The organism is Mycobacterium sp. E342 (genome assembly GCF_001667665.1).
In the GTDB taxonomy this organism is placed as follows: Bacteria; Actinomycetota; Actinomycetes; order Mycobacteriales; family Mycobacteriaceae; genus Mycobacterium.
In genome coordinates this window covers 1-25,337 of record NZ_LZJM01000327.1, presented here as the reverse complement: position 1 = coordinate 25,337, position 25,337 = coordinate 1, and the positions used below count along the sequence as shown (strand labels likewise).

Here is a 25,337-nt window from a genome sequence, read left to right as displayed (position 1 = left end):
CAGGTCCTGGGTGGACGGAATCACTCGCCGTAAACCCGGCGGCCCGCCAGATACGTCGCACGCACCTCGAGGTCGGCGATCTGCTCGGGCGGCACCGTCCGCGGGTCGGCGGACAGCACCACCAGGTCGGCGTATTTGCCCACCTCCAGCGAGCCGGTCACGTCATCGGCGAACAATTGCCAGGCCGCGTCGATGGTCTGCGCGCGGATGGCCTGCTCGACCGTCAACCGCTCCTCGGGTGCCAGCACCCGGCCGCTGGGCGCCGTGCGGGTCACGGCGACGCTGATGTTGCGCAGGGGCTCCTCGGGCGTGACCGGGGGGTCGTTGTGCAGGGAGATGCGCATGCCGGTGGCCACCGCGGAACCCGCCGGCATCCAACGGGATCCGCGCTCGGGACCGAACAGCCCGTCGACCAGGATGTCGCCCCAGTAGTGGATCTGGTCGACGAAGATGCTGCAGGTGACCCCTAGGTCGGCTGCGCGCTGCAGCTGTTCGGGCCGGATGGCGCCGACATGCTCGAGCCGCAGCCGGTGGTCGTCACGCGGATGGCGCTTCAGCGCCTCCTCGTAGACATCGAGAATCGTGTCAACGCCGGCATCGCCCTGCACGTGGCAGGCCATCTGCCAGCCCAGCGGGTAATAGGCACCGACGATCGCGGCCAGCTGCTCGCGGGTGTAGTTGGCGTGTCCACAGGAGCCGGCGGCGCCGATGGTGCGGGTCGCGGCGGTCTCCAGGTACGGGAAGGACAGCGCGATGTTGCCGATCCACGGTGAGCCGTCCACCCAGATCTTGATGCCGACCTGGCGCAGCATGTCATCGCCCTCACCCGGTTTGGCGCCGGTGGACATCTGCGGGTTCGATACTTCGTAGGTGCGCAGCCGCACCGTCAACTCCGCGCGCAGCTGCTCGAGCAACGGCCCAAACGCCGGATCGAACGCCATATCCGAGCAGGTGGTCAGCCCGGCGCGGTTGAGCCGGGCGCACTCGTCGCGCAACATGGCCGGATAGCTGCCGGGCTCGATGGCCGCGCCCAGCAGCGGGAACACCGCACCGATTTCCTCCGCGCTGCCGTCCAGTTCACCGTCGGCGCCGTGGCCGTAGCGGGCGCCCTTGGGATCGGGCGTGTCGCGGGTCAGACCGGCGCGCCGTGCGGCGAGCGAGTTGAAATAAGCTTTGTGCCCCGAGTTGTGCACGATCACCAACGGGCCGTCCGGCGCGATCTCGTCGAGCCACGCCAGCGTCGGCTGCGGAAGGCCGGGCTGCAGCAGCGGATCCCAACCGCTCAGATACGCGCCGGCCTCGCCCCGCTTGGCGACCTCGCTCCGGACGGCGGCGACGACGTCGTCGGCGTCGGCCACCGTCACCGGCCGGATATCGACGATCCGGTCCGACAACGCCAGGGCCTCCATCAGCGGATGACCATGCGCCTCAACGAATCCCGGCATGACGCAGCCGTCGCCGACGTCGACTGTCTCGGTGTCGGGGCCGATGTATGCCTCGACGTCCGACCGGCTCCCGACGGCGACGATGCGGCCGTCGGCGACGGCGAGCGCCTCGGCCGTGGGGCGTTTGTCGTCGACGGTGAGAACGGTTCCAGTGATGACGACATCTGCGGCAGCCATGTGCAGGGATGCTAGTGCTCCGGGGTGCCATGGAGGGTCTGGCTGACCGGAATTGCAACACGTTCTAGTCTGGCCACATGAGTGACGAGCTGCTGCGCCATCCCATTCATTCCGGACACCTGACCGTCGGTGCGCTCAAGCGCAACAAGAACAAGCCGGTGCTGCACCTCGGCGACACCACCCTGACCGGTGGTCAGCTCGCCGAGCGAATCAGCCAGTACATTCAGGCGTTCGAGGCGCTCGGTGCGGGCACCGGCGCGACCGTCGGGCTGCTGTCGCTGAACCGGCCCGAGGTGCTGATGATCATCGGCGCCGGCCAAACCCAGGGTTACCGGCGCGTGGCCCTGCACCCCCTGGGTTCCCTGGACGACCACGCCTACGTTCTGGGCGACGCCGGCGTGACGTCGCTGATCATCGACCCCAACCCGATGTTCGTCGAGCGGGCGCTGGGCCTGCTGGAGAAGGTGCCCGGCCTCAAGCAGGTCCTGACCATCGGCCCGGTCCCCGAGGCGCTCGGCGATTCCGCGGTGGACCTGGTGGCCGAGGCCGCGAAGTATCCACCGCAGCCGTTGGTGGCGGCCGACCTTCCGCCCGATCACATCGGCGGGATGGCCTACACCGGCGGTACCACCGGCAAGCCCAAGGGCGTGCTCGGCACCGCGCAGTCGATCACCACGATGACCACGATCCAGCTCGCCGAGTGGGAGTGGCCGGAGAACCCGCGCTTCCTGATGTGCACCCCGCTGTCGCACGCCGGGGCGGCGTTCTTCGTGCCGACGATCATCAAGGGCGGCGAGCTGGTGGTGCTGACCAAGTTCGATCCGGCCGAGGTGCTGCGGGTGATCGAGGAGCAGAAGATCACCGCGACCATGCTGGTGCCGTCGATGATCTACGCGCTGATGGACCACCCCGATTCGCACACCCGTGACCTGTCCTCGCTCGAGACGGTCTACTACGGCGCCTCGGCGATGAACCCGGTGCGGCTGGCCGAGGCCATCCGCCGCTTCGGGCCGATCTTCGCCCAGTACTACGGGCAATCCGAAGCCCCGATGGTGATCTCGTATCTGGCCAAGAAGGACCACGACGAGAAGCGGCTCACCTCCTGCGGGCGGCCCACCCTGTTCGCGCGCACGGCGCTGCTGGACGCCGACGGCAACCCCGTGCCGCAGGGCGAGGTCGGCGAGATCTGCGTGTCCGGGCCGCTGCTTTCCGGCGGGTACTGGAACTTGCCGGAGGAAACGGCCAAGACGTTCAAAGACGGGTGGCTGCACACCGGCGACATGGCCCGCGAGGACGAGGACGGCTTCTGGTTCATCGTCGACCGGGTGAAGGACATGATCGTCACCGGCGGGTTCAACGTGTTCCCGCGCGAGGTCGAGGACGTCGTCGCCGAGCACCCGGCCGTCGCGCAGGTGTGCGTGATCGGCACGCCCGACGAGAAGTGGGGCGAGGCCGTCACCGCGGTGATCGTGCTGCGGCCCGACCATCCCTCCGACGAGGAGTCGGTGGCGCGGGTGACCATCGAGATCCAGTCCGCGGTCAAGGAGCGCAAGGGTTCGGTGCAGTCGCCCAAGCAGGTGATCGTCGTCGAGTCGGTGCCGGTGACCGCGCTGGGCAAGCCCGACAAGAAGGCCGTGCGCGCGCGGTTCTGGGAGGGCGCCGACCGCGCCGTCGGCTAGGTTTTCCCCGCCAGCGTGACGCTGCAGTCACGTTCGCGACCCGGCGTGACTGTGCCGTCACACTCGAGGGGCGGCCACCCCGGCGACCAGCAGGTCGAGCATGCGGCCGGTCTGCTCCGGCGAACCGCTGGCCAGGAAGATGCCGATCAGGCTGGACACCACGTCGTCGGCCCGCACGTCGCCACGCAGGCTGCCGTCGTCGGCGCCGGCCCGCAACAGCAGGTCGACGGCGCCGACGATGCTGTCCCGGGTCTGGCTGGGCTGCATGGCGCCGGACGCGAAGATCGCCTGCAGCGACTCGGCCATGCCACGCTTCGCGGCCACGAAGGCCGCGTAGCGGTCCATCCACTTGCGCAGCGCGGTCTTGGGTGGGTGCCGCCCGAGCAGCCGTTCGGCCGCCGCGGCCACGTCGGCGAGTTCGGCGCGGTAGATGGCCTCGACGAGCGCCTCCCGGTTCGGGAAATGACGGTAGAGCGTGCCGATCCCGACGCCGGCCTCGCGTGCAATCGACTCCAGCGACACCGGCCGGCCTTGCGATAACGCCGCCGTCGCCACCTCGAGCAGCCGCTCGCGGTTCCGGCGCGCGTCCGATCGGATCCCGGCCAAAGCGGAGGTTCCTCCGTTTCTGCTACGCTCAGGTAAGCGGAGGACCCTCCGCATCTTCTTTTCCAGTCTGGCACGAGGGAGCACCATGACGGACAACCCACAACCCGGCGGTGTCGGCACCATCGGCCCGTCGACCGTCGCACGCGTCGGTTACGGCGCGATGCAGCTGTTCGAGGCGACCTCCACCGACGACGCGGCCGTGGTGCTGCGCCGCGCGGTCGAACTCGGCGTCAACCACATCGACACCGCGTCGTTCTACGGCCCCGGCGAGGTGAACCGCCGGATTCGCGCCGCACTGGCCCCCTACCCCGACGACCTCGTCATCGTCAGCAAGGTCGGCGCGCGATACACCGGCGAAGAGCCGATACCCCTGGCCGCCGCCCAGAAGCCGGCGGAGCTGCGCGCCGCAGTCGAGGACGACCTGCGCCAGCTCGGCCTGGACCGCGTTCCGGTGGTCAACCTGCGTCGCATGGACCTCGGGCCCGGCGTGGCCGCCGACGGCGACCAGGCCGTCGACCTCGACGACCAGCTCGCCGAGATGATCGCGCTGCGCGACGAGGGCAAGATCGGCGGCATCGGCATCAGCGCCGTGCCGCTCGACGTGGTGCGCCGGGCGTTGCCGGCCGGCATCACCTGCGTGCAGAACGCCTACAGCGTGCTCGACCGTTCGCAGGAAGACACGCTGCAGCTGTGCGCGGCCGAGGGCATCGCGTGGGTGCCCTACTTCCCGCTGGGATCGTCGTTCCCGGGCTTTCCGAAGGTCGCCGACCACCCGGTGGTGGCCGAGATCGCCGGCGAGCTCGGCGTCACGGGCGCCCAGGTCGGCCTGGCCTGGCTGCTGTCCCACGCGCCGAACACGCTGCTGATTCCGGGCACGCGATCCGTCGCACACCTGCAGGAGAATCTCGGCGCCGGAGACGTCACCCTGGGCGCCGACGCCCTGGAAAGGCTGGACGCCGTCGGCACAACCGAGCCCCAGCCCCACGGGGTCGAGCCGTTCCAGAGGTAACGTCGCTGCCTATGGGAAGCGGCAAACCGGTCAAGCCGCCGTGGTGGCTGAAGCCGGCCAACAAGGTGTTCATCCAGATGTCGCGGCTGGGACTGAGTTTCGGCGGCGAAAGCCCCGTCGTGCTGACCGTGAGCGGCCGCAGGTCCGGCGCACCGCGCTCGACCCCGGTGACCCCCATGACGGTCGACGGGCAGCAGTACGTCGTCGCCGGGTTCCCGGGCGCCGACTGGGTGGCCAATGTGCGGGCCGCGCGTGAGGCGACGATCGCGCGCGGCCGTCACCTCCAGAAGGTGCGGATGACCGAGCTCTCCGCCGACGACGCCCGGCCGATCCTGCGCGCCTTCCCGACCGAGGTGCCCACGGGCGTCGGCTTCATGAAGCGGGCCGGACTCGTCACGGAGGGCCGGCCCGAGGAGTTCGAGGCCTTGGCCGGCCGCTGCGCCGTCTTCCGCCTGGACCCGGCATAGGAGTTCAACCACCTTGACTGACAATCCCTTTGACGCGCGGTCCTGGCGGCCCGTGGCCGGGTTCGACGACCTGACCGACATCACCTATCACCGCCACGTCAGCGACGCGACCGTGCGGGTGGCGTTCGACCGGCCCGAGGTGCGCAACGCGTTTCGGCCGCACACCGTCGACGAGCTGTACCGGGTGCTCGACCACGCGCGGATGTCGCCCGACGTGGGCGTCGTCCTGCTGACCGGCAACGGCCCCTCCCCCAAGGACGGCGGCTGGGCGTTCTGCTCCGGCGGCGATCAGCGCATCCGCGGCCGCAGCGGCTACCAATACGCGAGCGGAGACACCGCGGACACCGTCGACCCCGCCCGCGCCGGGCGGCTGCACATCCTCGAGGTGCAGCGACTGATCCGGTTCATGCCCAAGGTGGTCATCTGCCTGGTCAACGGCTGGGCGGCCGGGGGCGGGCACAGCCTGCACGTGGTCTGCGACCTCACGCTGGCCAGCCGCGAGCACGCCCGGTTCAAGCAGACCGACGCCGACGTCGGCAGCTTCGACGGCGGCTACGGGAGCGCGTATCTGGCGCGCCAGGTGGGCCAGAAGTTCGCCCGCGAGATCTTCTTCCTGGGCCGCGCGTACACCGCCGAGCAGATGCACCACATGGGCGCGGTCAACGCGGTCATCGACCACGCCGACCTGGAGAAGGCGGCGATCGAGTGGGCATCCGAGATCAACGCCAAATCCCCTCAGGCACAGCGGATGCTGAAGTTTGCCTTCAACCTCCTCGACGACGGGCTGGTCGGCCAGCAGCTGTTCGCCGGCGAGGCCACCCGGCTGGCGTACATGACCGACGAGGCCGTCGAGGGCCGCGACGCCTTCCTGGAGAAGCGGCCGCCGGACTGGAGCCGGTTCCCGCGCTACTTCTAGCGTTCACAGCCCCGAGATCACCGACCACCAACACCAGGTCGTCAGGATGGACAGCGGCACCCCGACACCGATCAACAAGGCGACGAGCTCGGGCTCGAGATCGTGCTCCATGGCGATGATGCTGGCGCCGAGCATCGGGGGCATCCCCATCTCCAGCATCGCCACCTTGGCGACGGGATCGTGCGCTTGCCCGAGGGCGCAATACATGGCCACCAAAGCCAGCGGAGCCACCAGCAGCCGATAACCCAGGCCGACGCTCAGTGGTGCGAGACGGCCGGTGATGTGGTCCAGCCGCAGGGCATAGCCCACCGCCGCCATCGCCAGCGGCGTCAGCGTGAGCGCCAGCGCGTCGATCACCTGGGTCACCCACGTCGGGCGATCGACATGATTGGTGGCGAAAGCGGCGAGGATGGCCAGGAAAGGCGGGAAGGTCACGATCCTCTTCACCACGTCACGCCAGTCGAGCCTGCTGGCGCCCGCGATCGACGCGACGGCGATACCCAGGGTGGAAACCGCCAGATAGGACCCGCACAAGTCGATCACCATGCCCAGAGCCATCCACTGCTCACCGGCGTACGCGGCGATCAGCGGGAGCCCCACGAACGAGGTGTTGCACCAGCCCCCGGCGAGCAGCAGAGCGCCGGTGCGTCGCCGCGACCATCCAAATGCACGGCTCAGGGGAACGATGACCACGACGGCAAGGGCGACATCGAGCCACGGCGTTGCGGCGGCGAACCACCAGTCGTCGCTGACGCGCAGGTTGTGAACACTGTGGAAGGCCGCGGCCGGCAGCGCGATGTTGATCACCCAGCCGCCCAGGACGCTGCCGGCGTTGTCCGGTAGCCGTCCCGAGAGCCGCAACAGGAAACCGAGGATCAGACAGACCAGGACCAGTGCGATCTCCCGCATGCAGCCCGCTTCCTCCGGCGGCCCGGGCCGCATGCCGACAAGAAGTAACCGACGGTCGGGGATCGTATTGAAGGGGCGATCGCCAAGCACGGCGGGGTAAGCCGCGCGCCACGCCCCTAGACTGCCCACCCGTGAGTAAAAGCCCGCTGCGCCGTTTCACCGATCAGCTCGTCCTGGCCACCATGCGACCGCCGATGGCGCCGCAGGTGCTGGTCAACCGGCCCGCCATGAAGCCGGTCGAGCTCGAGGGCAAGCGCATCCTGCTCACCGGGGCGTCGTCGGGCATCGGTGAGGCGGGCGCCGAACTGCTGGCCCGCGCGGGGGCGACGGTGGTCGCCGTCGCCCGACGGCAGGAACTGCTCGACGCGCTCGCGGACCGGATCACCGCGGCGGGCGGCACCGCGCTGTCCATGCCGTGCGACGTCTCCGACATGGACGCGGTCGACGCGCTGGTCGCCGACGTCGAAAAGCGGCTCGGCGGAGTGGACATCCTGATCAACAACGCCGGCCGGTCGATCCGCAGACCGCTGGCCGAATCGCTGGAGCGCTGGCACGACGTGGAGCGGACCATGGTGCTCAACTACTACGCGCCGCTGCGGCTGATCCGCGGGCTGGCGCCCGGCATGCTCGAGCGCGGGGACGGCCACATCATCAACGTCTCCACCTGGGGGGTGCTGTCCGAGGCCTCGCCGCTGTTCGCCGTCTACAACGCGTCGAAGGCCGCGCTGTCGATGGTGAGCCGCGTCGTCGAGACCGAGTGGGGCGGTAGGGGTGTGCATTCGACGACGCTGTACTACCCGCTGGTGGCCACCCCGATGATCGCGCCGACCAAGGCCTACGAGGGCATGCCGGCGCTGACGTCGGAAGAGGCCGCCGAATGGATGCTGACCGCCGCGCGCACCCGGCCGGTGCGGATCGCGCCGCGGATGGCGATCGCCGCCAAGGCCATCGACACCTTCGGCCCCCGGCTGGTCAACACGCTCATGCAGCGGCAGCGGATCCAGCCGAATCGCGCAGAGGGCGACTAGATCCCACCGCGACGTGATAGACACGACGTCATGGAGATCCTGGCCAGCCGGATGCTGTTCCGGCCGGCGGATTATCAGCAGTCGCTGTCGTTTTACCGGGACCAGATCGGCCTCGCGATAGCCCGTGAATACCCCGGAGGCACAGTATTTTTCGCCGGCCAGTCGTTGCTGGAGCTCGCCGGCTACGGCTCACCGGACCACTCCCGCGGCCCCTTCCCGGGCGCGCTGTGGCTCCAGGTCCGCGACATCGAGGCGACCCAGACCGAGCTTCGCGGCCGGGGTGTGGAGATCGCCCGCGAAGCGCGCCAAGAACCCTGGGGCCTCTACGAAATGCACGTGACGGATCCCGACGGCATCACGCTGATCTTCATCCAGATCCCACCGAACCACCCGCTGCGCCGCGACACCCGAGGTGAACGGCAGGGAAATTCCGGTTAACTGAGAGGTAACATCTGGCGACGACTCAAAATACACCCGTATTTCGCCTTCCCCAGCATTCGACAATGGAATCCCCCTACCACCAGAATCAGGCGCTGTGAACATCCAGTTGTTCCTCTTGATCATTGTCGTAATCACGGCACTGGCTTTCGATTTCACCAACGGCTTCCACGACACCGGCAACGCGATGGCGACGTCGATCGCCAGCGGCGCGCTCAAGCCCAAGGCGGCGGTCGCACTGTCCGCGGTGCTGAATCTCGTCGGCGCATTCATGTCCACCGCCGTCGCCGCCACCATCGCCAAGGGCCTGATCGACGGGCACATCGTGACGCTGGAGCTGGTGTTCGCCGGCCTGGTCGGCGGCATCGTGTGGAACCTGCTGACCTGGCTCCTCGGTATCCCGTCCAGCTCGTCGCACGCCCTGATCGGCGGCATCGTCGGCGCCACCATCGCGGCGGTCGGCGCGCACGGGGTGATCTGGAAGGGCGTGGTGTCCAAGGCCATCATCCCCGCCGTCGTGTCGGCGATCCTGGCCATCGTCGTCGGGGCGGTCGCGACCTGGCTGGTCTACCGGATCACTCGCGGGATCCCGACGAAGCGCACCGAGGCCGGCTTCCGCTACGGCCAGTGGGGCTCGGCGTCGCTGGTCTCGCTGGCGCACGGCACCAACGACGCCCAGAAGACGATGGGCATCATCTTCCTGGCGCTGATGTCCTACGGCTCGGTCAGCAAGACCGCGTCGATGCCGCCGCTGTGGGTGATCGTCGGCTGCGCGGTGTCGATGGCGCTGGGCACCTACCTGGGCGGCTGGCGGATCATCCGCACCCTGGGCAAGGGGCTGGTCGAGATCCAGTCGCCCCAGGGCATGGCGGCCGAGTCCTCCTCGGCCGCGGTGATCTTGCTCTCCGCCCACTTCGGTTACGCCCTGTCGACCACCCAGGTGTGCACGGGCTCGGTGCTCGGCAGCGGCCTCGGCAAGCCCGGCGGCGAGGTCCGCTGGGGCGTCGCCGGCCGGATGGGCGTCGCCTGGCTGGTGACGCTCCCGCTGGCCGGGTTGGTCGGCGCGGTCACCTACTGGATCGTGCACCTGATCGGCGGCTACCCCGGCGCCATCGTCGGCTTCGGACTGCTGATCGCGGTCTCGGCCACCATCTACGTCCGGTCGCGCAAGGTCAAGGTCGACCACAACAACGTCAACGCCGAATGGCAGGGCGACCTCACCGCCGGACTCGAAGGGGCCGAAGACAAGCACCACCCCGCGGACGGCGGGCCTCCGGCCGGCGCCACGTCTCGCCGGTACGACTCCGATGACCCCACGATGAAGGCGAACGCTTGATGAGTCACTTCGGCGACTGGTTCAACTACCAGGCATCCCTGAAGATCCTGCTCTTCTCCATGCTGGCCGGAGCCGCCCTGCCGGGGCTGTTCGCCCTGGGGCTCCGGTTCCACGCGGTGGGCGCCGGGCAGGTCACCACCGACGGCAATGGCAGCCCGGCACAGAAGAACCCGGCGCTGCTGGCGCTCGCCTGGCTCATCTACGCGGTCGTGCTGGTGGCGATCACCTTCGCCCTGCTCTACATCTCGCGGGACTTCATCGCCCACCACACCGGCACGGCGTTCCTCGGAGCCAAACCCAAGTAGCATCGACGGATGCCCACCGCGTTACCGCGCCGGACACCGGGGGGAGCTGTACCAGCGTGAACGGATTTCTCAACTCGATCGTCTCGTGGCTACGCGCGGGATACCCGGAAGGCGTCCCACCCACGGACACCTTCCCGGTGCTCGCGCTGCTGACCCGCCGGCTGTCCCATGACGAGGTCAAAGAGGTGGCCTGCGAGCTGATCCGGCGCGGCGAGTTCGACGACGTGGACATCGGGGTGCTGATCACCCAGATCACCGACGAGCTGCCGACACCCGATGACGTCGAGCGGGTGCGGGTCAGGTTGGCGGCCCAGGGCTGGCCGTTCGACGACGCGGAGCAGGCCGAGGACCCCGCATAGCCGTACTGCGCGCCCTCACCGTCCCGCCGGGCTCGGCCGTCTCGACGCTGTTACCCGCCCTGGAACGGGTGCTGGACGGCCGCGACGCCGCACTGGTCGCCCTCGACCCCGCCTCGGATGCGCTGCGGGGGGCCCTGCGGGTCGGCGAAGACATCGACGACGACGTGGCCCTGGTGGTGACGACGTCGGGGACCACGGGTGCGCCCAAGGGGGCCCTGCTCACCGCGGCCGCGCTGACGGCCAGCGCGACGGCCACCCATGACCGCCTCGGCGGGCCGGGCAGTTGGCTGCTGGCCTTGCCGCCGCATCACATCGCCGGGCTGCAGGTGTTGGTGCGCAGCGCCCTCGCCGGCTCGACGCCCGTGGAGCTGGACGTCTCGGCAGGCTTCGACGTCGCCCAACTGCCCGCCGCGACAAGGCGATTGGGATCCGGCAGGAGCTATACGTCGCTGGTTGCCACGCAGCTGGCCAAGGCGCTGACCGACCCGGCGGCCGCGGCCGCCCTCGCCGAACTGGACGCGGTCCTGCTCGGCGGCGGACCGGCCCCGCAAGGCGTGCTCAACGCCGCGGCGGCGGCCGGCGTCGCCGTCGTCCGCACCTACGGCATGAGCGAGACCGCCGGCGGCTGCGTGTACGACGGCGTGCCGCTGGACGGCGTCCGGGTCCGGGTGGCCGACGACGGGCGCATCGCCCTGGGCGGCGCGACCCTGGCGAAGGGCTACCGCAACCCGGTGCACCCCGACCCGTTCGCCGAGCCGGGCTGGTTCCGCACCGACGACCTCGGCGCCCTCGACGCGGCGGGCGTGCTGACCGTGCTGGGCCGCGCCGACGACGCGATCAGCACGGGCGGGTTGACCGTGCTGCCGCAACTGGTCGAGGCCGCGCTGGGCAGCCACCCCGCCGTCGGGGACTGCGCGGTTTTCGGCCTCGCCGACGGCCGGCTCGGCCAGCGGGTGGTAGCCGCGGTCGTGGTAGCCGCGGGCCGCCCGGCGCCGACCCTGGACGCGCTGCGCGCTCATGTGGCACGCACCCTGGACGCCACCGCCGCTCCGCGCGAGCTGCACATCGTCGACGCGCTGCCGCGACGCGGCATCGGCAAGGTCGACCGGGTGGCGTTGGTGCGCCGCTTCGCCGGTTCGGCCGATCAATAGGCTGGTCGACCGTGAGGGTGGCACGTCGGGAGGCAGCGGCCGTCGCGGTCGGGGCGGTGCTGGTGGCGGCGGCGTTCGTGTTGCCGCGGCTGCACTGGGGCGTCCGGCCGCGCACCGATGTGGGGCAGGAGCGATTCGGCACGCACACGGGGGCCGCGCCGATCTTCGGCGCCTGGGAGGTCCACGCCAGCTGGGGCACCGGGCCGGCCATCGCCATCGCGGTGGCCGCGGTGGTCTGGGGACCGATTCTGGCGCAACGCCTCTCGTGGCGAATGTTGACGCTCAGCGCGTGGGCCACCGCCTGCGGATGGGCTTTCGCGCTGGCGATGATCGACGGCTGGCAGCGCGGCTTCGCCGGCCGGCTGACCACCCGGGACGAGTACCTGTCCCAGGTGCCCGGCATCACCGACATCCCGGCCGCGCTGCGCACGTTCGCCGGCCGGATCGTCGACTACCAGCCGAACTCGTGGACCACGCACGTCTCCGGGCATCCGCCCGGCGCGCTGCTGACCTTCGTCTGGCTCGACCGGATCGGCCTGCACGGGGGCGCATGGGCCGGGCTGCTGTGCCTGCTGGTCGGGTCCAGCGCGGCGGCCGCGGTGCTGATCGCGGTCCGCGCGCTGGCCGGCGAGCAGACCGCGCGCCGCGCCGCGCCGTTCGTCGCCGTCGCGCCCACGGCGATCTGGGTGGCGGTGTCGGCCGACGGATACTTCGCCGGCATCGCCGCATGGGGCATCGCGCTGTTGGCCCTGGCGGTGCACCGGCCGGTCCGGTTCCCCGCATGGGCGGCCGCCGGCGCGGGCCTGCTGCTGGGCTGGGGCGTGTTCTGCAACTACGGGCTGATGTTGATGGGGCTGCCGGCGGTGGCGGTGCTGGCGTCGGCCGCCGACTGGCGAGCCGCGCTGCGCGCGCTCGGCCCGGCGACGCTGGCCGCCGTGGCGGTGGCGGTGGCCTTCGCGGTCTCGGGGTTCTACTGGTTCGACGGCTACACCCTTGTGCAGCAACGCTATTGGCAGGGCATCGCCAAAGACCGGCCGTTTCAATACTGGAGCTGGGCCAACCTGGCGTCCGTCGTGTGCGCGATCGGGTTGGGCAGCGTCGCCGGCGTCAGCCGGGTGTTCGACTGGGTGGCCATCCGGCGCCGCTCCGGGTTCCACCTGCTGCTGCTGGCCGTGCTGGCCGCCATCGCCTGCGCGGATCTGAGCATGCTCAGCAAGGCCGAGGTCGAGCGGATCTGGCTGCCCTTCACCACCTGGCTCATCGCGGCGCCCGCGCTGCTCCCCGTCCGGTCACACCGGGTGTGGCTGGCGCTCAACGCCGCCGGCGCCGTGCTGCTCAACACCCTGATCGTCACGAACTGGTAGGCGCGGCTACAGGCCGGCCGCGCGGGTGAGCCTGGCGAAACGACTGGCCTGCCCGCACGCCTCGCGCACCGCGGCCACGTCGTCGAGCACGTCGATGTCGGCCAACCGCGGGACGGGCGTGACGTGAATGTCGTTGTCGTGCAATGCTTTCAGGGTGAGCTCCCCGGTGTCGGGCTGGGACATCGGGACGGTGCGCAGGCATTCGGCCATGGCCGGTGCCGCCACGCCCAGCACCCACCAACCGCCGTCGTGGGCCAATCCCAGCACGGCGGGCGCCTCCAGCAGCCGGCGCGCGCAATCGGCCAGCAGCTCGGCAGTCACCTGCGGGGTGTCCATCCCGATCTGCAGCACCGGAAGCCCGTCCGCGGCGTCGGCGTGGGCGTTGGCGAGCCGGTCCGCGAAGTCCTCGCCGCGCTGCGGTATCACGGTGAAGGACCGCAGCCGTCGCCGGATCTCGACCGCGCCGGCCGCGGAGTCCAGGTCGCCGGTCATGGCGACCACCCGGTGGGCCACCGGCGCGGCGGCCACCGCGTCCAGCGTGTCCAGCAGCGCGGCCGCGGCGATCTCGGCGGCGACGGCGTCCCCGACGCTGGCCGCGAGCCTGGTCTTGGCGCGGCCCGGCTCCGGCGCCTTGGCGACCACCAGCAGCGTCACCGGCAGGACGCTCACGAGATGACCTTCCAGAAGTCGAGGATCGCGGTGATGCTCCCCCGCAGCGAGCCGCTGACCTTCGACTTGCCGCCGGTGCGGGGGCCGTAGCTCACGTCGAGTTCGACCACCCGCCAGCCGGCGGCCGCGGCACGCACCAGCAGCTCCAGCGGATAACCCGACCGCCTGTCGGCGACGCCCAGGTTCAGCAGCGCCTCCCGCCGGGCCACCCGCATCGGCGCGATGTCGTGTACCGGCAATCCGTGCCGGGTGCGCAGCCGCCAGCTCATCACCACGGTGCCGACCCGGGCGACCCACGGCCAATGCAGTCCGGCCACCGGCCGGCGGCGCCCGACCACCAGGTCCGCGCCCTGCTCGAGCGCGGCGACCAGCCGCGGCAGGTCGCCGGCATCCATGGAGCCGTCGGCGTCGATCACCGCCACGATCGGTGTGGTCGCGGCCAGCACACCCGCGTGCACCGCCGAGCCGTACCCGGCCCGCGGCTCCGCGACGACCTGGGCGCCGTGCCACCGCGCGACGCCGGCGGTGTCGTCGGTGCTGTTGTTGTCGACCACCAGCGCCCGGTATCCGGCGGGTATGCCGGCCAGCACGCCGGGCAGCGACTCCTCTTCGTTCAGACAGGGCAGCACCACCGTGACGGCGTCGGGCATGGACGCCTCAGAACCCGCGATGGCTGCGCGGCTGCTGTGGGACGAGCGTCTCCTGCGAATGCGTGGGCGGCGCGGTCTCTTGCGTGTGCGGCGGCGGCGAGTAGGTGGTGGTGGGCTGCTCGTGCGTGGTCGGCGGTGGGGAGTACGACGTGGTCGGCGGCGAATAGGACGTCGTCGGCGGGGAGTACGAGGTTGTCGGCGGGGAATACGACGTCGTCGGCGGGCTGATCGACGTGGTCGGCGGGCTGATCGACGTCGTCGGCGGGCTGACCGACGTGGTGGGCGGCGAATACGACGTCGTCGGCGGGCTGATCGACGTCGTCGGGGGCTCGGTCGTCGGCGGCGTGATCGTCGTCGTGGACGGCGGGTTGTCCGGCGGCTGCGGGTAGCCGGGTTGCCAGCCCGGGAACGGAACGATGATCGGAACTGGAACGGGCACAGCGGGATTCGGGTTGGGCACGACGCCCGGGGCGCCGGGCTCCACCGGAGCGGCGGGAGCGGGCGGCGCCACCTGTTGCGGAACGGCGGTGGGCGCCGGGAGGGTGCCGCCCTGGAATCCGGCGTTGGGCTGGTCCACCGGGGGCGGCGGCACCGGCGCCTGCTGCTGTGTCGGCAACAGCGGCATGAACTTGCCCGGAGCGGCGTTCTGGTGTCCGACGACGGGCTGTTGACTCGCGGTGGGACGGACGGCAATGGCGATCGCGGCGGCCAGCGACGCGAACCCGATGACGGCGAAGGCGATCACGGCGTTGCCCACCACCAGGGAGCGCCGGCTCAGGCGCGAGGGAATGGCCTCGGTCTCGTCGAAGTGGTCGTATTCGTCGAATTCGGGGCCGTACTCGTCGCCCGCGAACGGCTCGGCGCCATCCGTCATCGAATAGGCCAGCTGCGGCTCCTCCGCGGACGGCGGCGGCACGACCGTCGTCTCGTCGCCGGTGAGACCGGGCGCCATCGCCGTCTCGTCGCCGGTGAGACCGGGCGCCATCGCCGTCTCGTCCCCGGTGAGCCCCACGGCCGGCGCCATCGCCGTCGCATCGCCACCGGCCGCGGCGGCCATCGCGGCGCCGCGGGCGACCGCGAACGCGGGTTCGTCGGCGACCTGCACCCGCATGGTCGACGCGTCGCGCAGCTGGTCGGCGACCTGGGCGAGCTCGGGCGAAGCGCCCACCAGGTACACCTCGCCCGGGGCATCCGGTCGCGCGCCGAGTTGGGCCATCATCGTGTTGAACGTCGCGGTCACGTCGCCGCCGGCGAGCGGCTCGCTGGCCAGCACGGTCGGGGGTGAATTCTGGTCGTCGGCGGATCCCGGCACCGACAACGTCGCCGTCGCGTCGTCCATCACCAGCGCGGCGCCCGGCCGGCCCGCCGCGCGCATCAGGGCGGCCACGGCCTGCGACTCGGTGAGCACCGCGACGTTGGAAACACCGGAATCTTGCAGCGCTTGCCGCAACTGGCCGGCCCGCGGATCGTCGCTCCAGCACACGCGGGTGCCGACCAGCCGGTGATTCTCGTCCGCCAGGAGCCGATTGGTGCCGACCACCGTCTCGGTCAGCTTTCCGACCGGGTTGTCCTCCAGGTTGACGACGGATTGGTCGATCACGTCGGCGCCCTGCGCGCCCGGCCCGACAAGCGCCAAGCGGGCAACGGGGCCCGTGACCGCGACCCCCAACACGACGTCCATCCCGGTTCTCCTTCGGCTGGTTACCCCACGACCAGCAATGTCCCGGCATCATTACACTTGCGATACCGTTGGCAGTATCCGTTATTCGGGCGACAAGGTTTGCCCATAGCGCAGCGTAACCAGCTTCTCGAACTACAGGACGGTCGCCGCGGAATCCGCCGCGGCGTCCGAACGGAGAATATGTTCGCAAGCGAGCAGTGCGGCCGGCTCGGCAGGGCAATCACCCGCCGTGCCACCGAACCTGCGCCACAACCGACCGTCGTCGAATCCCGGGGGGCATGGTGAGCCAGAGCAGCGACGACACCCCCACCGGCCCCATCGATCCCGCGCAGGCGCAGCGGACCACCCGCATCATCCGGCCGGCCACAGGCGATTTGGCCCCGCCCGGGAATTCGACGCGACGCTGGCACGTCGTCAGCGATCTGACCGCCGTCACGCTGCTGATCGTCGCCCTGTTCCTGCCGTGGAACCTGTACTTCGGCGTCGGGATTCCCGGCAGCAGCCCGGTTCTCTTCGCGGTGCTCGTCGCGGTGACCGCGCTGTCCATCATCGCCGTCGCCGCGGCCGGTTCCTGGCGGTCCTCCGGCGCGCGGTTCAACCCCGCGGCGGCGGGCCGCCTTCGCCTGGGACTCAACATCCCCTATGCGCTGCTCGTGCTGGCGTTCGTGGGATTCGACGCGTTCGAGACCGTCAAGTTCGGCGGCACGGTCAACGTGCCGGGCGGCGTCGGGCCGGGCGCGTGGGCCGGCATCGCCGGCTCCCTGCTGAGCGCGCAGGCGGCGGCCACCGGCGTCCGCTCCGGACCGGTCCCCGAGGGCGACGAGTACACCGGCTGGCTGAGGTCGGCCCGCGTGATCGGCTACGCGTCGATGGTGTTGGCGGTGCTCAGTTTTGGCTTCAACCTGTATTGGCGGGTGCGCTACGCGCTGCAGAACGTCGGCGGCGCAGCCGCGTTCGGCAAGCAGAACGTCGCGGTCATCGTGACGGCGCTGGTGTACGGGGTGGTGGCGTTGGTCGCCGTGCTTGTCGCCGCCAGGTGGTTGCTGCGCGGCACCCGGGCCGCCCGGCTGGCCACCGTCGCGCTCGGCGCGTCGACACTGGTCGCCGGGATCTTGGTGTGGCTCCTGCCCGCGGGGCGAAACCTCGACGCATTCCACGGCATCGCGCAGAACACCTCGACCGCCGGCGTCGGGTTCGAGGGCTATGTGGCATGGGCGGCCGCCGCGGCGATCTTCGCACCCGGGACGCTGTTCGGTCACCGGAATACCGCCGGGGCCGAGGAGGGCGCTTGGCGGGTGGCGGCCCGAAACGGCTTGCTGCTCATCGCCATATGGGCCGTGGGTTCGATGGCCATGCGGCTGACGGATCTCTTCGTCTCCGTGAGCCTGAATTACCCCTTCTCCCGCTACGACAGCGTGGTGCTGGCGGCCTTCGACCTGGCCACCGCCGTCCTGGCGATCTGGCTGCGCGTCAACCTGGGCAAGGCCGCCCGCTCCGCGCGGCTGATCTCGGCGCTGTGCGGGCTGGTCGTCACCCTGAGCGTCGCCCGCGTCGTCGTGGGGGTGGAGCTGGCGCCGCGGTTCGCGGATTCACCCAATTCGCCTGCGCAGCACCCGGTCTACGGCAACAACCTTGCCCAGCAGATCACCAGCACGTTCGACGTCACGCTGTGCGGCCTGGCCCTGTGCATCCTGGGCGCCGCCGTGGTCACCGGACAGCTGCGCGGCCGTCGCCTGCGCCGCCGCCGCGCCGTCCCAGGGCCCGCCGTGCCGGCGCCCGGCGCTCCCGCCGCGCCCCGGGCGCGAGTCGCGGTGGGCCATGCGGCCGCGCCGTCGGCGGCGGCGACCACGCGGATCGCCACCGGCCCGCGGATTTTCCGGGGCGACGACTCCGCGACGCGCCAGATACCCGTGCAGCGGCCCAAGATCTACCGGCCGCCGCAGGGGTAGGACGCTCAGCGCAGCGGGGCGAACGCGAATTCGCGCAGCCCCTCGGCTGGGCCGATGGCCGCGCGGAAACCCAACACCCGTTCCGCCCGCGACGGGTCGGCGACGATGTGGCGCACGTCGCCGCTGCGGTACTGCCCGGTGATCACCGGCGCGGGCGCACCGCCCCGCGCATCGCAGAGCGCGCCGGCCACCTGCAGGATCGACACCGGCCGCCCCGAACAGACGTTGACCGCGGTGAAGCCGTCCGTGTGCTGGGTGGCCGCGAGGTTGGCGGCCGCCACGTCGTCGACGTGGATGAAGTCCCGCATCTGGCCTCCATCCTCGAAAACCCTTGGCGGATAACCCTTTTCAAGAGATGACCGGAAGATCGCCGCCACCCCGGAATAGGGGGTGTCCCGCGGCATCCCGGGTCCGTACACGTTGTGATAGCGCAACGCCACCACCGAGCCGCCTGTCGCCTCCGACCACGCCAGCGCGTAATGCTCCTGCGCGGTCTTGCTGGCCGCGTACAGGCTGCGCGGCCGCAGCGCGGCGTCCTCGTCGACCAGGCGCCACTCGAGTTCCTCGCCCCCGACCGGGCAGCGGTGTTCGAAGAGGCCGGCGTCGAGGTCGGCGCGCCGCCGCGGCAGCGGATCGACGAGACCGTGCCGCCCGCAGTGGTACCGACCCTGGCCGTAAACCACCATCGACGACGCCAGCACCAGGCGCCGCACCCCGGCGGCGAACATCTGCGCGAGCAGCACCGTGGTGCCGTAGTCGTTGTGACCGCCGTAGGCGGGTGCGTCCGCGGCGTCCACACCGGCCCCCACCATCGCCGCCTGATGACACACCAGGTCCACCCCGTCCAGCAGCGGCGCCAGGGCGTCGGCGTCGCGGACGTCGACGCGGTGACATCCCTCCGGCAGCACCGGATTCGGGCCGTGCGCGGCCGGCAGCAGCGCGTCGACGCCCACCACCTCGTGCCCCGCGGCTCGCAGCGCCGCGTCCACCCGCGAGCCGATGAAGCCGGCCGCACCGGTCAGCAACACTCTCATGGCAACTCGAGGGGCAGCGTGACGCCGGTGTGCGGCAGGCAGTGTGCGCAGTCGCGGTCGCCGGCGACACGGCCGATCGCCTGGCGCACCAGCCCTTTGAACGGACCGATGTTCTTCTCGAATTCGGCGAACACCTCGACGGTCGTCACACCCTCGCCGGCCGCCACACCGGCGTCTAGGTCGGTGACCAAAGCGATTGTCGCGTAGCACATTTCGAGCTCCCGGGCGAGCACCGCCTCGGGATACCCGGTCATGTTGACCAGCGAAAACCCGGCAGAGGCGAACCATTGGCTTTCCGCGCGTGTGGAGAACCGCGGGCCCTGGATCACCACCATGGTGCCGCCGTCGACCACCCCGGGCAGGCCGGTGACGGTTTCGCGCAGGGTCGGACAGTACGGGTCGGCGAAGTCGACGTGCACGCCGCCGGAGTCGAAGTAGGTGTCGGGGCGGCCGCTGGTGCGATCCACCAGCTGGTCGGGCACCACGATGGCGCCGGGACCGTTCTCGGGCTTGAGGCTGCCGACGGCGCACGGGGCGAAGATCCGCCGCACCCCGAGCTTGCGCAACGCCCACATGTTGGCCCGGTAGGGCACCGTGTGCGCCGAGAACTGGTGGGTGGCGCCGTGCCGGGGCAGGAAGGCGACCTGGTGTCCCGCCACGGCGCCGATCGTCACCGGGGCGCTGGGCGGGCCGTACGGGGTGTCGACGTCGACGGCGCGGGTGTCGGATTCGAAGAAGGTGTAGAAGCCGCTGCCGCCGATGACTCCGAGCATCCGCCCATTGTGGTGCATGGCCCGTGTCCGATCGCGGGTGCGGGGGCGCGGCCGGCTCCTGGCAGGATGCGTGCGTGGCCAGTTTCGGGCAGTGGATCTCGGGTGCGCGTCCGCGGACGCTGCCCAACGCGGTGGCGCCGGTTGTCGCGGGCACCGGCGCGGCGGCGTGGCTGGGATCCGCGGTGTGGTGGAAGGCGCTGCTGGCGCTGGCGGTGGCGCTCGCGCTGACCATCGGGGTGAACTACGCCAACGACTACTCCGACGGCATTCGGGGCACCGACGACGACCGGGCCGGCCCGGTGCGCCTGGTGGGTTCGCGGCTGGCCACCCCGCGGTCGGTGCTGGCGGCCGCGGTCGCCAGCCTGGTGATCGGGGCGGCCGCCGGCGTGGCGCTCGCGCTCGTCAGCGCGCCATGGCTGATCGCGGTGGGCGCGGTGTGTATCGCCGGCGCGTGGCTGTACACGGGCGGCTCGAAACCGTACGGCTACGCCGGTTTCGGCGAGGTCGCGGTGTTCGTGTTCTTCGGCCTGGTGGCCGTGCTCGGCACGGAGTACACGCAGGCGTTGCGGGTGGACTGGGTGGGGCTGGCGCTGGCGGTGGCGATCGGGGCGTTGTCGTCGTCGGTGCTGGTGGCCAACAACCTGCGCGACATTCCCACCGACGGGCGGTCGGGGAAGATCACCCTGGCGGTGCGCCTGGGCGACGCCCGCACCCGCGTCTTGTATCAGGCGCTGCTGGCGACCGCCGGGGTGCTGACCCTGGCGTTGATGGCGGCCACCCCGTGGTGCGCGGTGGGGTTGGTGGCCACGCCGCTGGCCCTGCGCGCGGTGCGTCCCGTGCGGTCGGGGCGCGGCGGCCCGGAGTTGATTCCGGTGCTGCGTGATACCGGCCTGGCGATGGTCGTCTGGGCGATCGCGGTGGCCGCGGCGCTGGCGCTGGCCCGCTGATCGAGCGTGCGCCCGCGGCGGGGTTTATCGGCGTGTCGCCGCCGCGGATGCACACTCGAGTGCGAGAGCGCCGCCGCATCCGATAACAATGTAGGACCGGCGTCGGGACGATGGCCGTTGTAGCGAGCACCGATCGGGGACAGCATGAAGCAGATCGCCGCGACCAGTGGGCCGACGAACGTCGGGTTGCTCAGCGTCGGGGCCTACCGCCCCGCGCGCGTGGTCACGAACGACGAGATATGCGAGAACATCGACTCCTCCGATGAGTGGATCTTCTCCAGGACCGGGATCAAGACGCGCCGATTCGCCGCCCGGGAGGAATCCGCCGCCTCGATGGCCACCGAGGCCGGGCGAGAGGCCATTGCCAAGGCCGGGCTGACGCCGCCGGACGTCGACTGCGTCATCGTCGCGACCAGCACGCATTTTCTGCAGACCCCGGCCTGCGCGCCGGCGGTCGCGGCGGCGCTGGGCGCCACCGGCGTGCCCGCGTTCGACGTCTCGGCGGGGTGCGCGGGCTTCGGTTACGCGCTCGGCGTGGCCGCGGACATGGTCCGCGGTGGGACGGCCGGCAAGGTGCTGGTCCTCGGTTCGGAGAAGTTGTCGCCCACGGTGGACATGCAGGACCGCACCAACTGCTTCATCTTCGCCGACGGCGCGGCGGGCGTGGTGGTCGGCGAGACGCCCGATCAGGGCATCGGCCCGACCGTCTGGGGCAGTGACGGCGAACAGGCCCTGGCCATACGCCAGGACATCGACTGGATCGACTACATGGACAGCCCCACGGGCCCCCGCCCGTTCCTGCGGCTGGAAGGCAGCGCAGTGTTCCGCTGGGCGGCATTCGAGATGGGCAAGGTCGGCCGGCAGGCCATGGACGCCGCGGGCGTCAGTCCCGACGAGATCGACGTGTTCGTGCCGCACCAGGCCAACAGCCGGATCAACGAGGTCCTGGCGAAGAGCCTGGAGTTGCGGCCGGACGCCGTCGTCGCCAACGACATCGAGCACACCGGGAACACCTCGGCCGCGTCCATTCCCCTGGCGATGGCCGAAATCCTGGCCACCGGGGCCGCCAAGCCGGGCGACCTGGCGCTGCTGATCGGGTACGGCGCCGGCCTCAGCTACGCCGCACAGGTCGTGCGGATGCCCGACTTCTGATCGGTCTCACCCGTCATCGCTCCCCTCGTCGGGCGGCACGTCGCCGTGCAACCGGGCCCGTAGCTGTTCGCGCTCCCGGCGCCGGCGGTCGCCGGCGATCGCCAGCGACGCGGTGGCGCGCCGGCGCAGCGGACCGAACAGCCAGATGCCCACGGGCATCGCGATGATCAGGGCGAACAACGCGGCGACCGCGATCGGGAACTCGCGGACGCCCATCAGGCGCGCCGCGCCGTAGATCGCGGCGGCGAGCGCCACCGCCAGCAGCAGTCGCGCGGCCGCGTAGAGCGAAACGTCGACGACCGCCCGATGGCGGGTGCCCTGCGCGCCGCCTTGGTCCGCGCGGTCCCCAGTGCTGTTGTCGCTAGCTCCTTCTGGCACAGGGAGAGCCTACGACGCGGGTATATTCGTCAAAGGAGGTGTTGAGTGCTCTACCTGCTGCTCGTCCTGGTTCTGGGGACGCTGATCTACGTTGGCTGGCGTACGGCACGGTCGCAAATCAACCGGCCCAAGACGCGCGTTATCGGGCCCGACGACGATCCAGAGTTTTTGCGGCGGTTGGGCCACGGGGACAACAACCCCCGTTAAGGCTCGCTCTATGCGACCCCGGGGTTGCGCTGGTCGCCCGGGAATCCGTCGGCGACGATGGCCGCCAGCTCGGTGAGCGCCTCGCGGGTCGGCCGCTTCAGCCGGTCCAAGTCGATCTCGGCGCCCTCTTCGAGGTGCGGGTCGAACGGCACCACCTGGACCGCGCGGCAGCGGCGGGAGAAGTGGTCGACCACCTTGTTCATGTCGACCTTGCCCGTCCGTGACCGGACCCCGTTGATGACCGCGATCGAGTTGCGGACCATCTCCTCGTGGCCATGCGCGTCCAGCCAGTCCAGCGTCGCCGACGCGCTGCGCGCGCCGTCGATGGACCCGGAGCTGACGACGACGAGCACGTCGGCCTTGTCCAGCACCGAGGACATCACCGAATGCAGCAGCCCGGGCCCGCAGTCGGTGAGGACCAAACCGTAGAAGCGCTCCAGGACGTCCAGGACCCGGGTGTAGTCGTCGGCGCCGAACGCCTCCGAGATGGCCGGGTCGGTGTCCGAGGCCAGCACTTCCAGCCCGCTGGGGCCCTTGGAGGTGTAGCGGCGGACATCGCTGTAGCGCTCGATGCTCCCGGCGTCGTGCAGCAGCTGACGCACCGTCGCCGCCGTCTCCAGCGGGATCTTCTGGCTCAGGGTGCCGCGGTCGGGGTTGGCGTCGACCGCGATCACCCGGTCACCGCGGATGGAGGCGAAGGTCGCGCCTATGGTCGCGGCGATGGTCGTCTTGCCGACGCCGCCCTTCAGCGACACCAGCGCGATCCGGTAGCAACCACGCAACGGCCGGTTCACCTGCGCCACCAGGTTGTTGTAGCGGGCGGCCCGGGGGCTCTCCCCCAGGTTGATCAGGTGGCCGGACAGGTCGTAGAGCAGCCGGCGCCAGCCCGCCGACGGTGGCGGCTTGACCGGCCGTAGCAACATACCGGTGGACAGCTCCGGGTACGGCGTGTGCGGCAGCGGCTCGGGCCGCGGCGGGACCTGCATGGGCGCCACTTCGGACGGGCCGGTGTAGTAGGCGCCGTACGCCGTCGGGTCGACCCGAGGGATACCGGTCACCGGGGTCGAATCCCACGGCGGCATCCCGGCGGGCCTGGCCATGGTCGGCGGCGCCGCCTCGCGCCGCTCGGGGCCGGGAACCCGCCGCTCGGTGCGGAACCCGGCGAAGGCGCGGGTCGGCGCTTCGCCGGCGTCGGCCGGCGCCTCGTCGGCGGTTGGTGCGGGTGACGGCGGATCGGACGGCCCCTGCGGAGCCAGTTGCGTGGTCGGTTGATCGGGCGCCCCCACGCCCGTCGACGGCTGGTCTGACACGTGCACTCCCCCTTGTCGGTGTTACCCGGGTCGGTCGCTGGCGGTCACCCCACGCCCGCATACGAATGCAGGCCCACGGTGACCAGGTTAACGAAGAACAGATTGAAGACCATGGCCACGAACCCGGCGACGTTGATCCAGGCCGCCTTCCTGTCCCGCCATCCCGCCGTCGACCTGGCGTGCAGGTAGGCGGCGTAGATCACCCATGCGACGAAGGACACGGTCTCCTTGGGATCCCAGCCCCAGTACCGGCCCCAGGCCTCCTCCGCCCAGATGGCGCCGAAGATGACCCCGAAGCCGAACACCGGGAAGGCGAAGATCGTGGTCCGGTAGGCGACGCGGTCCAGCGTCTGCGCGTCGGGGAACCGCCGCAGCATCCGGGCCAGGGCGCCGTCGGAGTCCTCGTCGCCCAGGCGTGAGGTGCGCAGCAGGAACAGGATGCTGGCGATGCCGGCGACCATGAACACCCCGGAACCCAGGCTGACCACCGACACGTGGATGGGCAGCCAATAGGACTGCAGCGCGGGCATCACCGGGGCGGCGTTGGTGTAGAGCCAGCGTCCGGAGACCGTCAGCAGGATCAGGACCGGCACCAGCAGGAAAACCCACAGCGGCCGGTACTGCGGGCGGCGCAACACGAAGGCCCCGGCGAGCAGCCCGCACATGCAGGTCAGGTTGATGAACTCGTACATGTTGCCCCACGGCGCCCGCAGGGTCGCCAGGCCGCGCAGCACGATGCAGGCGAACAGCAGCCCGATACCGAGGTAGACGACCGCCAGCCCGGCCCGTCCGACACGCTCGTCCAGCGGCCGCCGGGGTGCATCCGCCACGATGCCGGGGGTGGCGTCATCGGAGGACACCGCGCCGGCCAAAACCCGCTCACGCTGGTCGACGCGGCGGCCGCCGGCATACGCCAGCTCGAAGGCCAACAGCAGCAACGCGATGACCAGCGCCACGACGGCCGACGTGAACGCCCAGTCGGAGTACCGCGCCAAGCCGATGTTGACGTGCACCGTGTTCATTTGACGTCCACCTGAGAACTCCTTCCGGAGGCGGGGGGCTTGAATAACTGCGCCGCGCCGGGCTCGCCCAGACCGTCCAGCACCCGCTCCGTCAACCGCTCGAACTCGTCGCCCCACCCGGAGTTGTCGGTGCGCGCGAGCCCGCCCAATTCGACGTTCACCGTACCGGCCCCCTCGCCACCCGCCTCGGTGAGCCTGACCCACACCCGGCGGCGACGCACCAGCAGCGATACCACCAGCCCGCCCATCATCGTGATGGCGAAGACCAGCACCCAGCTCTGCCCGGGGTCGTGGGAGACCTGCAGGTTGACGAACGGCACCGCGCCGTCGAAGCGGACGACGGTGCCCGCCGCCGGACCCTGGTCGATGCGCACCT

Annotated in this window: 27 protein-coding genes; 15 read left to right on the top strand and 12 right to left on the bottom strand. The window is 70.8% G+C overall.

All coding sequences use genetic code 11. The features are described from left to right. Positions 1-20: 20 nt before the first annotated feature. Complete coding sequence (locus A5692_RS26855; RefSeq protein ID WP_068062412.1) at positions 21-1,622, bottom strand: amidohydrolase; 1,602 nt, start codon at positions 1,620-1,622, stop codon at positions 21-23. Positions 1,623-1,699: 77 nt separating this feature from the next. Between A5692_RS26855 and fadD8 the strand changes: the two genes are divergently transcribed. Continuing rightward, positions 1,700-3,301 carry a fatty-acid--CoA ligase FadD8 gene (gene fadD8 / locus A5692_RS26850; RefSeq protein WP_068062409.1) on the top strand — a complete coding sequence of 534 codons (1,602 nt, stop codon included), beginning with the start codon at positions 1,700-1,702 and terminating at the stop codon, positions 3,299-3,301. Between the two features lie 57 nt (positions 3,302-3,358). On the opposite strand, the gene A5692_RS26845 is transcribed toward fadD8, so the two are convergent. Then, complete coding sequence (locus A5692_RS26845; protein WP_068062405.1) at positions 3,359-3,907, bottom strand: TetR/AcrR family transcriptional regulator; 549 nt, start codon at positions 3,905-3,907, stop codon at positions 3,359-3,361. 85 nt (positions 3,908-3,992) lie between these two features. Between A5692_RS26845 and A5692_RS26840 the strand changes: the two genes are divergently transcribed. The 3 genes from A5692_RS26840 to A5692_RS26830 are packed head-to-tail and all read left to right on the top strand — an operon-like array spanning position 3,993 to position 6,299. Next, a complete protein-coding gene (locus A5692_RS26840; RefSeq protein ID WP_068062402.1) occupies positions 3,993-4,916 on the top strand; it encodes an aldo/keto reductase in 924 nt (307 codons plus the stop codon). 11 nt (positions 4,917-4,927) lie between these two features. Further along, entirely contained in the window at positions 4,928-5,383 is a 456-nt protein-coding gene (locus tag A5692_RS26835; RefSeq protein ID WP_068062400.1) for a nitroreductase family deazaflavin-dependent oxidoreductase, read from the top strand. A gap of 13 nt (positions 5,384-5,396) precedes the next feature. Beyond that, on the top strand, positions 5,397-6,299 hold the full coding sequence (locus tag A5692_RS26830; protein ID WP_068062397.1) for a 1,4-dihydroxy-2-naphthoyl-CoA synthase: 903 nt from the start codon (positions 5,397-5,399) through the stop codon (positions 6,297-6,299). A gap of 3 nt (positions 6,300-6,302) precedes the next feature. Here A5692_RS26830 and A5692_RS26825 read toward each other — a convergent pair whose 3' ends face one another. Beyond that, the gene (locus A5692_RS26825; protein WP_068062479.1) at positions 6,303-7,208 is read right to left on the bottom strand and encodes an AEC family transporter; all 906 of its coding nucleotides are present in this window, start codon (positions 7,206-7,208) and stop codon (positions 6,303-6,305) included. Positions 7,209-7,339: 131 nt separating this feature from the next. Here A5692_RS26825 and A5692_RS26820 point away from each other — a divergent pair, with 131 nt between their 5' ends. The 7 genes from A5692_RS26820 (at position 7,340) to A5692_RS26790 (ending at position 13,189) form a co-directional block, all read left to right on the top strand. After that, on the top strand, positions 7,340-8,236 hold the full coding sequence (locus A5692_RS26820) for an SDR family oxidoreductase (RefSeq protein WP_068062394.1): 897 nt from the start codon (positions 7,340-7,342) through the stop codon (positions 8,234-8,236). A gap of 30 nt (positions 8,237-8,266) precedes the next feature. Next, the gene (locus tag A5692_RS26815) at positions 8,267-8,674 is read left to right on the top strand and encodes a VOC family protein (RefSeq protein WP_068062391.1); all 408 of its coding nucleotides are present in this window, start codon (positions 8,267-8,269) and stop codon (positions 8,672-8,674) included. 97 nt (positions 8,675-8,771) lie between these two features. Beyond that, positions 8,772-10,010, top strand: coding sequence for an inorganic phosphate transporter (locus tag A5692_RS26810; protein WP_068062388.1), 1,239 nt, complete (start codon positions 8,772-8,774; stop codon positions 10,008-10,010). Further along, positions 10,010-10,315, top strand: a complete 306-nt coding sequence (locus tag A5692_RS26805) for a hypothetical protein (RefSeq protein ID WP_068062385.1) — start codon at positions 10,010-10,012, stop codon at positions 10,313-10,315. Before A5692_RS26810 ends, A5692_RS26805 begins: the two co-directional genes overlap by 1 nt. 56 nt (positions 10,316-10,371) lie before the next feature. Continuing rightward, entirely contained in the window at positions 10,372-10,674 is a 303-nt protein-coding gene (locus A5692_RS26800; RefSeq protein WP_068062383.1) for a DUF3349 domain-containing protein, read from the top strand. Positions 10,675-10,742: 68 nt separating this feature from the next. Next, entirely contained in the window at positions 10,743-11,825 is a 1,083-nt protein-coding gene (gene menE, locus A5692_RS26795; RefSeq protein WP_068062381.1) for an o-succinylbenzoate--CoA ligase, read from the top strand. Positions 11,826-11,836: 11 nt separating this feature from the next. Beyond that, a complete protein-coding gene (locus A5692_RS26790) occupies positions 11,837-13,189 on the top strand; it encodes a hypothetical protein (RefSeq protein ID WP_068062378.1) in 1,353 nt (450 codons plus the stop codon). 6 nt (positions 13,190-13,195) lie between these two features. On the opposite strand, the gene A5692_RS26785 is transcribed toward A5692_RS26790, so the two are convergent. From A5692_RS26785 to A5692_RS26775, 3 genes are read right to left on the bottom strand one after another with little or no spacing between them, the layout of a single operon-like run. Continuing rightward, on the bottom strand, positions 13,196-13,858 hold the full coding sequence (locus A5692_RS26785; protein ID WP_068062376.1) for a DUF2064 domain-containing protein: 663 nt from the start codon (positions 13,856-13,858) through the stop codon (positions 13,196-13,198). Next, positions 13,855-14,508, bottom strand: a complete 654-nt coding sequence (locus A5692_RS26780; RefSeq protein ID WP_068062373.1) for a glycosyltransferase family 2 protein — start codon at positions 14,506-14,508, stop codon at positions 13,855-13,857. The genes A5692_RS26785 and A5692_RS26780 overlap by 4 nt, the downstream gene beginning before the upstream one ends. Positions 14,509-14,515: 7 nt before the next feature. Then, a complete protein-coding gene (locus A5692_RS26775; protein ID WP_068062371.1) occupies positions 14,516-16,189 on the bottom strand; it encodes a hypothetical protein in 1,674 nt (557 codons plus the stop codon). Positions 16,190-16,563: 374 nt separating this feature from the next. Between A5692_RS26775 and A5692_RS26770 the strand changes: the two genes are divergently transcribed. Continuing rightward, a complete protein-coding gene (locus tag A5692_RS26770) occupies positions 16,564-18,138 on the top strand; it encodes a hypothetical protein (protein WP_369830331.1) in 1,575 nt (524 codons plus the stop codon). Between the two features lie 5 nt (positions 18,139-18,143). On the opposite strand, the gene A5692_RS26765 is transcribed toward A5692_RS26770, so the two are convergent. Together A5692_RS26765 and A5692_RS26760 are read right to left on the bottom strand one after the other, a co-directional pair. Then, entirely contained in the window at positions 18,144-19,172 is a 1,029-nt protein-coding gene (locus tag A5692_RS26765) for an NAD(P)-dependent oxidoreductase (RefSeq protein ID WP_068062365.1), read from the bottom strand. After that, complete coding sequence (locus A5692_RS26760) at positions 19,169-19,945, bottom strand: S-methyl-5'-thioadenosine phosphorylase (RefSeq protein ID WP_068062363.1); 777 nt, start codon at positions 19,943-19,945, stop codon at positions 19,169-19,171. The genes A5692_RS26765 and A5692_RS26760 overlap by 4 nt, the downstream gene beginning before the upstream one ends. A 74-nt stretch (positions 19,946-20,019) precedes the next feature. Between A5692_RS26760 and A5692_RS26755 the strand changes: the two genes are divergently transcribed. After that, on the top strand, positions 20,020-20,892 hold the full coding sequence (locus A5692_RS26755) for a 1,4-dihydroxy-2-naphthoate polyprenyltransferase (RefSeq protein ID WP_068062476.1): 873 nt from the start codon (positions 20,020-20,022) through the stop codon (positions 20,890-20,892). Positions 20,893-21,036: 144 nt separating this feature from the next. Continuing rightward, complete coding sequence (locus tag A5692_RS26750) at positions 21,037-22,044, top strand: beta-ketoacyl-ACP synthase III (protein ID WP_068062360.1); 1,008 nt, start codon at positions 21,037-21,039, stop codon at positions 22,042-22,044. A 6-nt stretch (positions 22,045-22,050) separates the two neighbouring features. Here the strand turns inward: A5692_RS26750 and A5692_RS26745 are convergent, their stop codons facing one another. Further along, complete coding sequence (locus A5692_RS26745; RefSeq protein ID WP_068062357.1) at positions 22,051-22,422, bottom strand: DUF4229 domain-containing protein; 372 nt, start codon at positions 22,420-22,422, stop codon at positions 22,051-22,053. A gap of 45 nt (positions 22,423-22,467) precedes the next feature. Here A5692_RS26745 and A5692_RS29315 point away from each other — a divergent pair, with 45 nt between their 5' ends. Then, positions 22,468-22,629 carry a hypothetical protein gene (locus tag A5692_RS29315; protein ID WP_156766305.1) on the top strand — a complete coding sequence of 54 codons (162 nt, stop codon included), beginning with the start codon at positions 22,468-22,470 and terminating at the stop codon, positions 22,627-22,629. A gap of 8 nt (positions 22,630-22,637) precedes the next feature. Here A5692_RS29315 and A5692_RS26740 read toward each other — a convergent pair whose 3' ends face one another. The 3 genes from A5692_RS26740 to A5692_RS26730 form a co-directional block, all read right to left on the bottom strand. Beyond that, positions 22,638-23,939: a MinD/ParA family protein gene (locus tag A5692_RS26740; protein WP_068062473.1), complete on the bottom strand. Its 1,302-nt coding sequence runs from the start codon at positions 23,937-23,939 to the stop codon at positions 22,638-22,640. A gap of 44 nt (positions 23,940-23,983) precedes the next feature. Beyond that, complete coding sequence (gene ccsB, locus A5692_RS26735; RefSeq protein ID WP_068062354.1) at positions 23,984-24,961, bottom strand: c-type cytochrome biogenesis protein CcsB; 978 nt, start codon at positions 24,959-24,961, stop codon at positions 23,984-23,986. Further along, the coding region (locus A5692_RS26730) for a cytochrome c biogenesis protein ResB (RefSeq protein WP_197514576.1) at positions 24,958-25,337 on the bottom strand (380 nt) is incomplete at its 5' end. The genes ccsB and A5692_RS26730, both read right to left, overlap by 4 nt.

Coding starts and splice junctions, on each gene's coding strand:
- A5692_RS26855 (WP_068062412.1), bottom strand. CDS start 1,622: ATGGCTGCCGCAGATGTCGTCATCACTGGAACCGTTCTCACCGTCGAC.
- fadD8 (WP_068062409.1), top strand. CDS start 1,700: ATGAGTGACGAGCTGCTGCGCCATCCCATTCATTCCGGACACCTGACC.
- A5692_RS26840 (WP_068062402.1), top strand. CDS start 3,993: ATGACGGACAACCCACAACCCGGCGGTGTCGGCACCATCGGCCCGTCG.
- A5692_RS26835 (WP_068062400.1), top strand. CDS start 4,928: ATGGGAAGCGGCAAACCGGTCAAGCCGCCGTGGTGGCTGAAGCCGGCC.
- A5692_RS26825 (WP_068062479.1), bottom strand. CDS start 7,208: ATGCGGGAGATCGCACTGGTCCTGGTCTGTCTGATCCTCGGTTTCCTG.
- A5692_RS26815 (WP_068062391.1), top strand. CDS start 8,267: ATGGAGATCCTGGCCAGCCGGATGCTGTTCCGGCCGGCGGATTATCAG.
- A5692_RS26805 (WP_068062385.1), top strand. CDS start 10,010: ATGAGTCACTTCGGCGACTGGTTCAACTACCAGGCATCCCTGAAGATC.
- A5692_RS26780 (WP_068062373.1), bottom strand. CDS start 14,508: ATGCCCGACGCCGTCACGGTGGTGCTGCCCTGTCTGAACGAAGAGGAG.
- A5692_RS26775 (WP_068062371.1), bottom strand. CDS start 16,189: ATGGACGTCGTGTTGGGGGTCGCGGTCACGGGCCCCGTTGCCCGCTTG.
- A5692_RS26765 (WP_068062365.1), bottom strand. CDS start 19,172: ATGAGAGTGTTGCTGACCGGTGCGGCCGGCTTCATCGGCTCGCGGGTG.
- A5692_RS26760 (WP_068062363.1), bottom strand. CDS start 19,945: ATGCTCGGAGTCATCGGCGGCAGCGGCTTCTACACCTTCTTCGAATCC.
- A5692_RS26750 (WP_068062360.1), top strand. CDS start 21,037: ATGAAGCAGATCGCCGCGACCAGTGGGCCGACGAACGTCGGGTTGCTC.
- ccsB (WP_068062354.1), bottom strand. CDS start 24,961: ATGAACACGGTGCACGTCAACATCGGCTTGGCGCGGTACTCCGACTGG.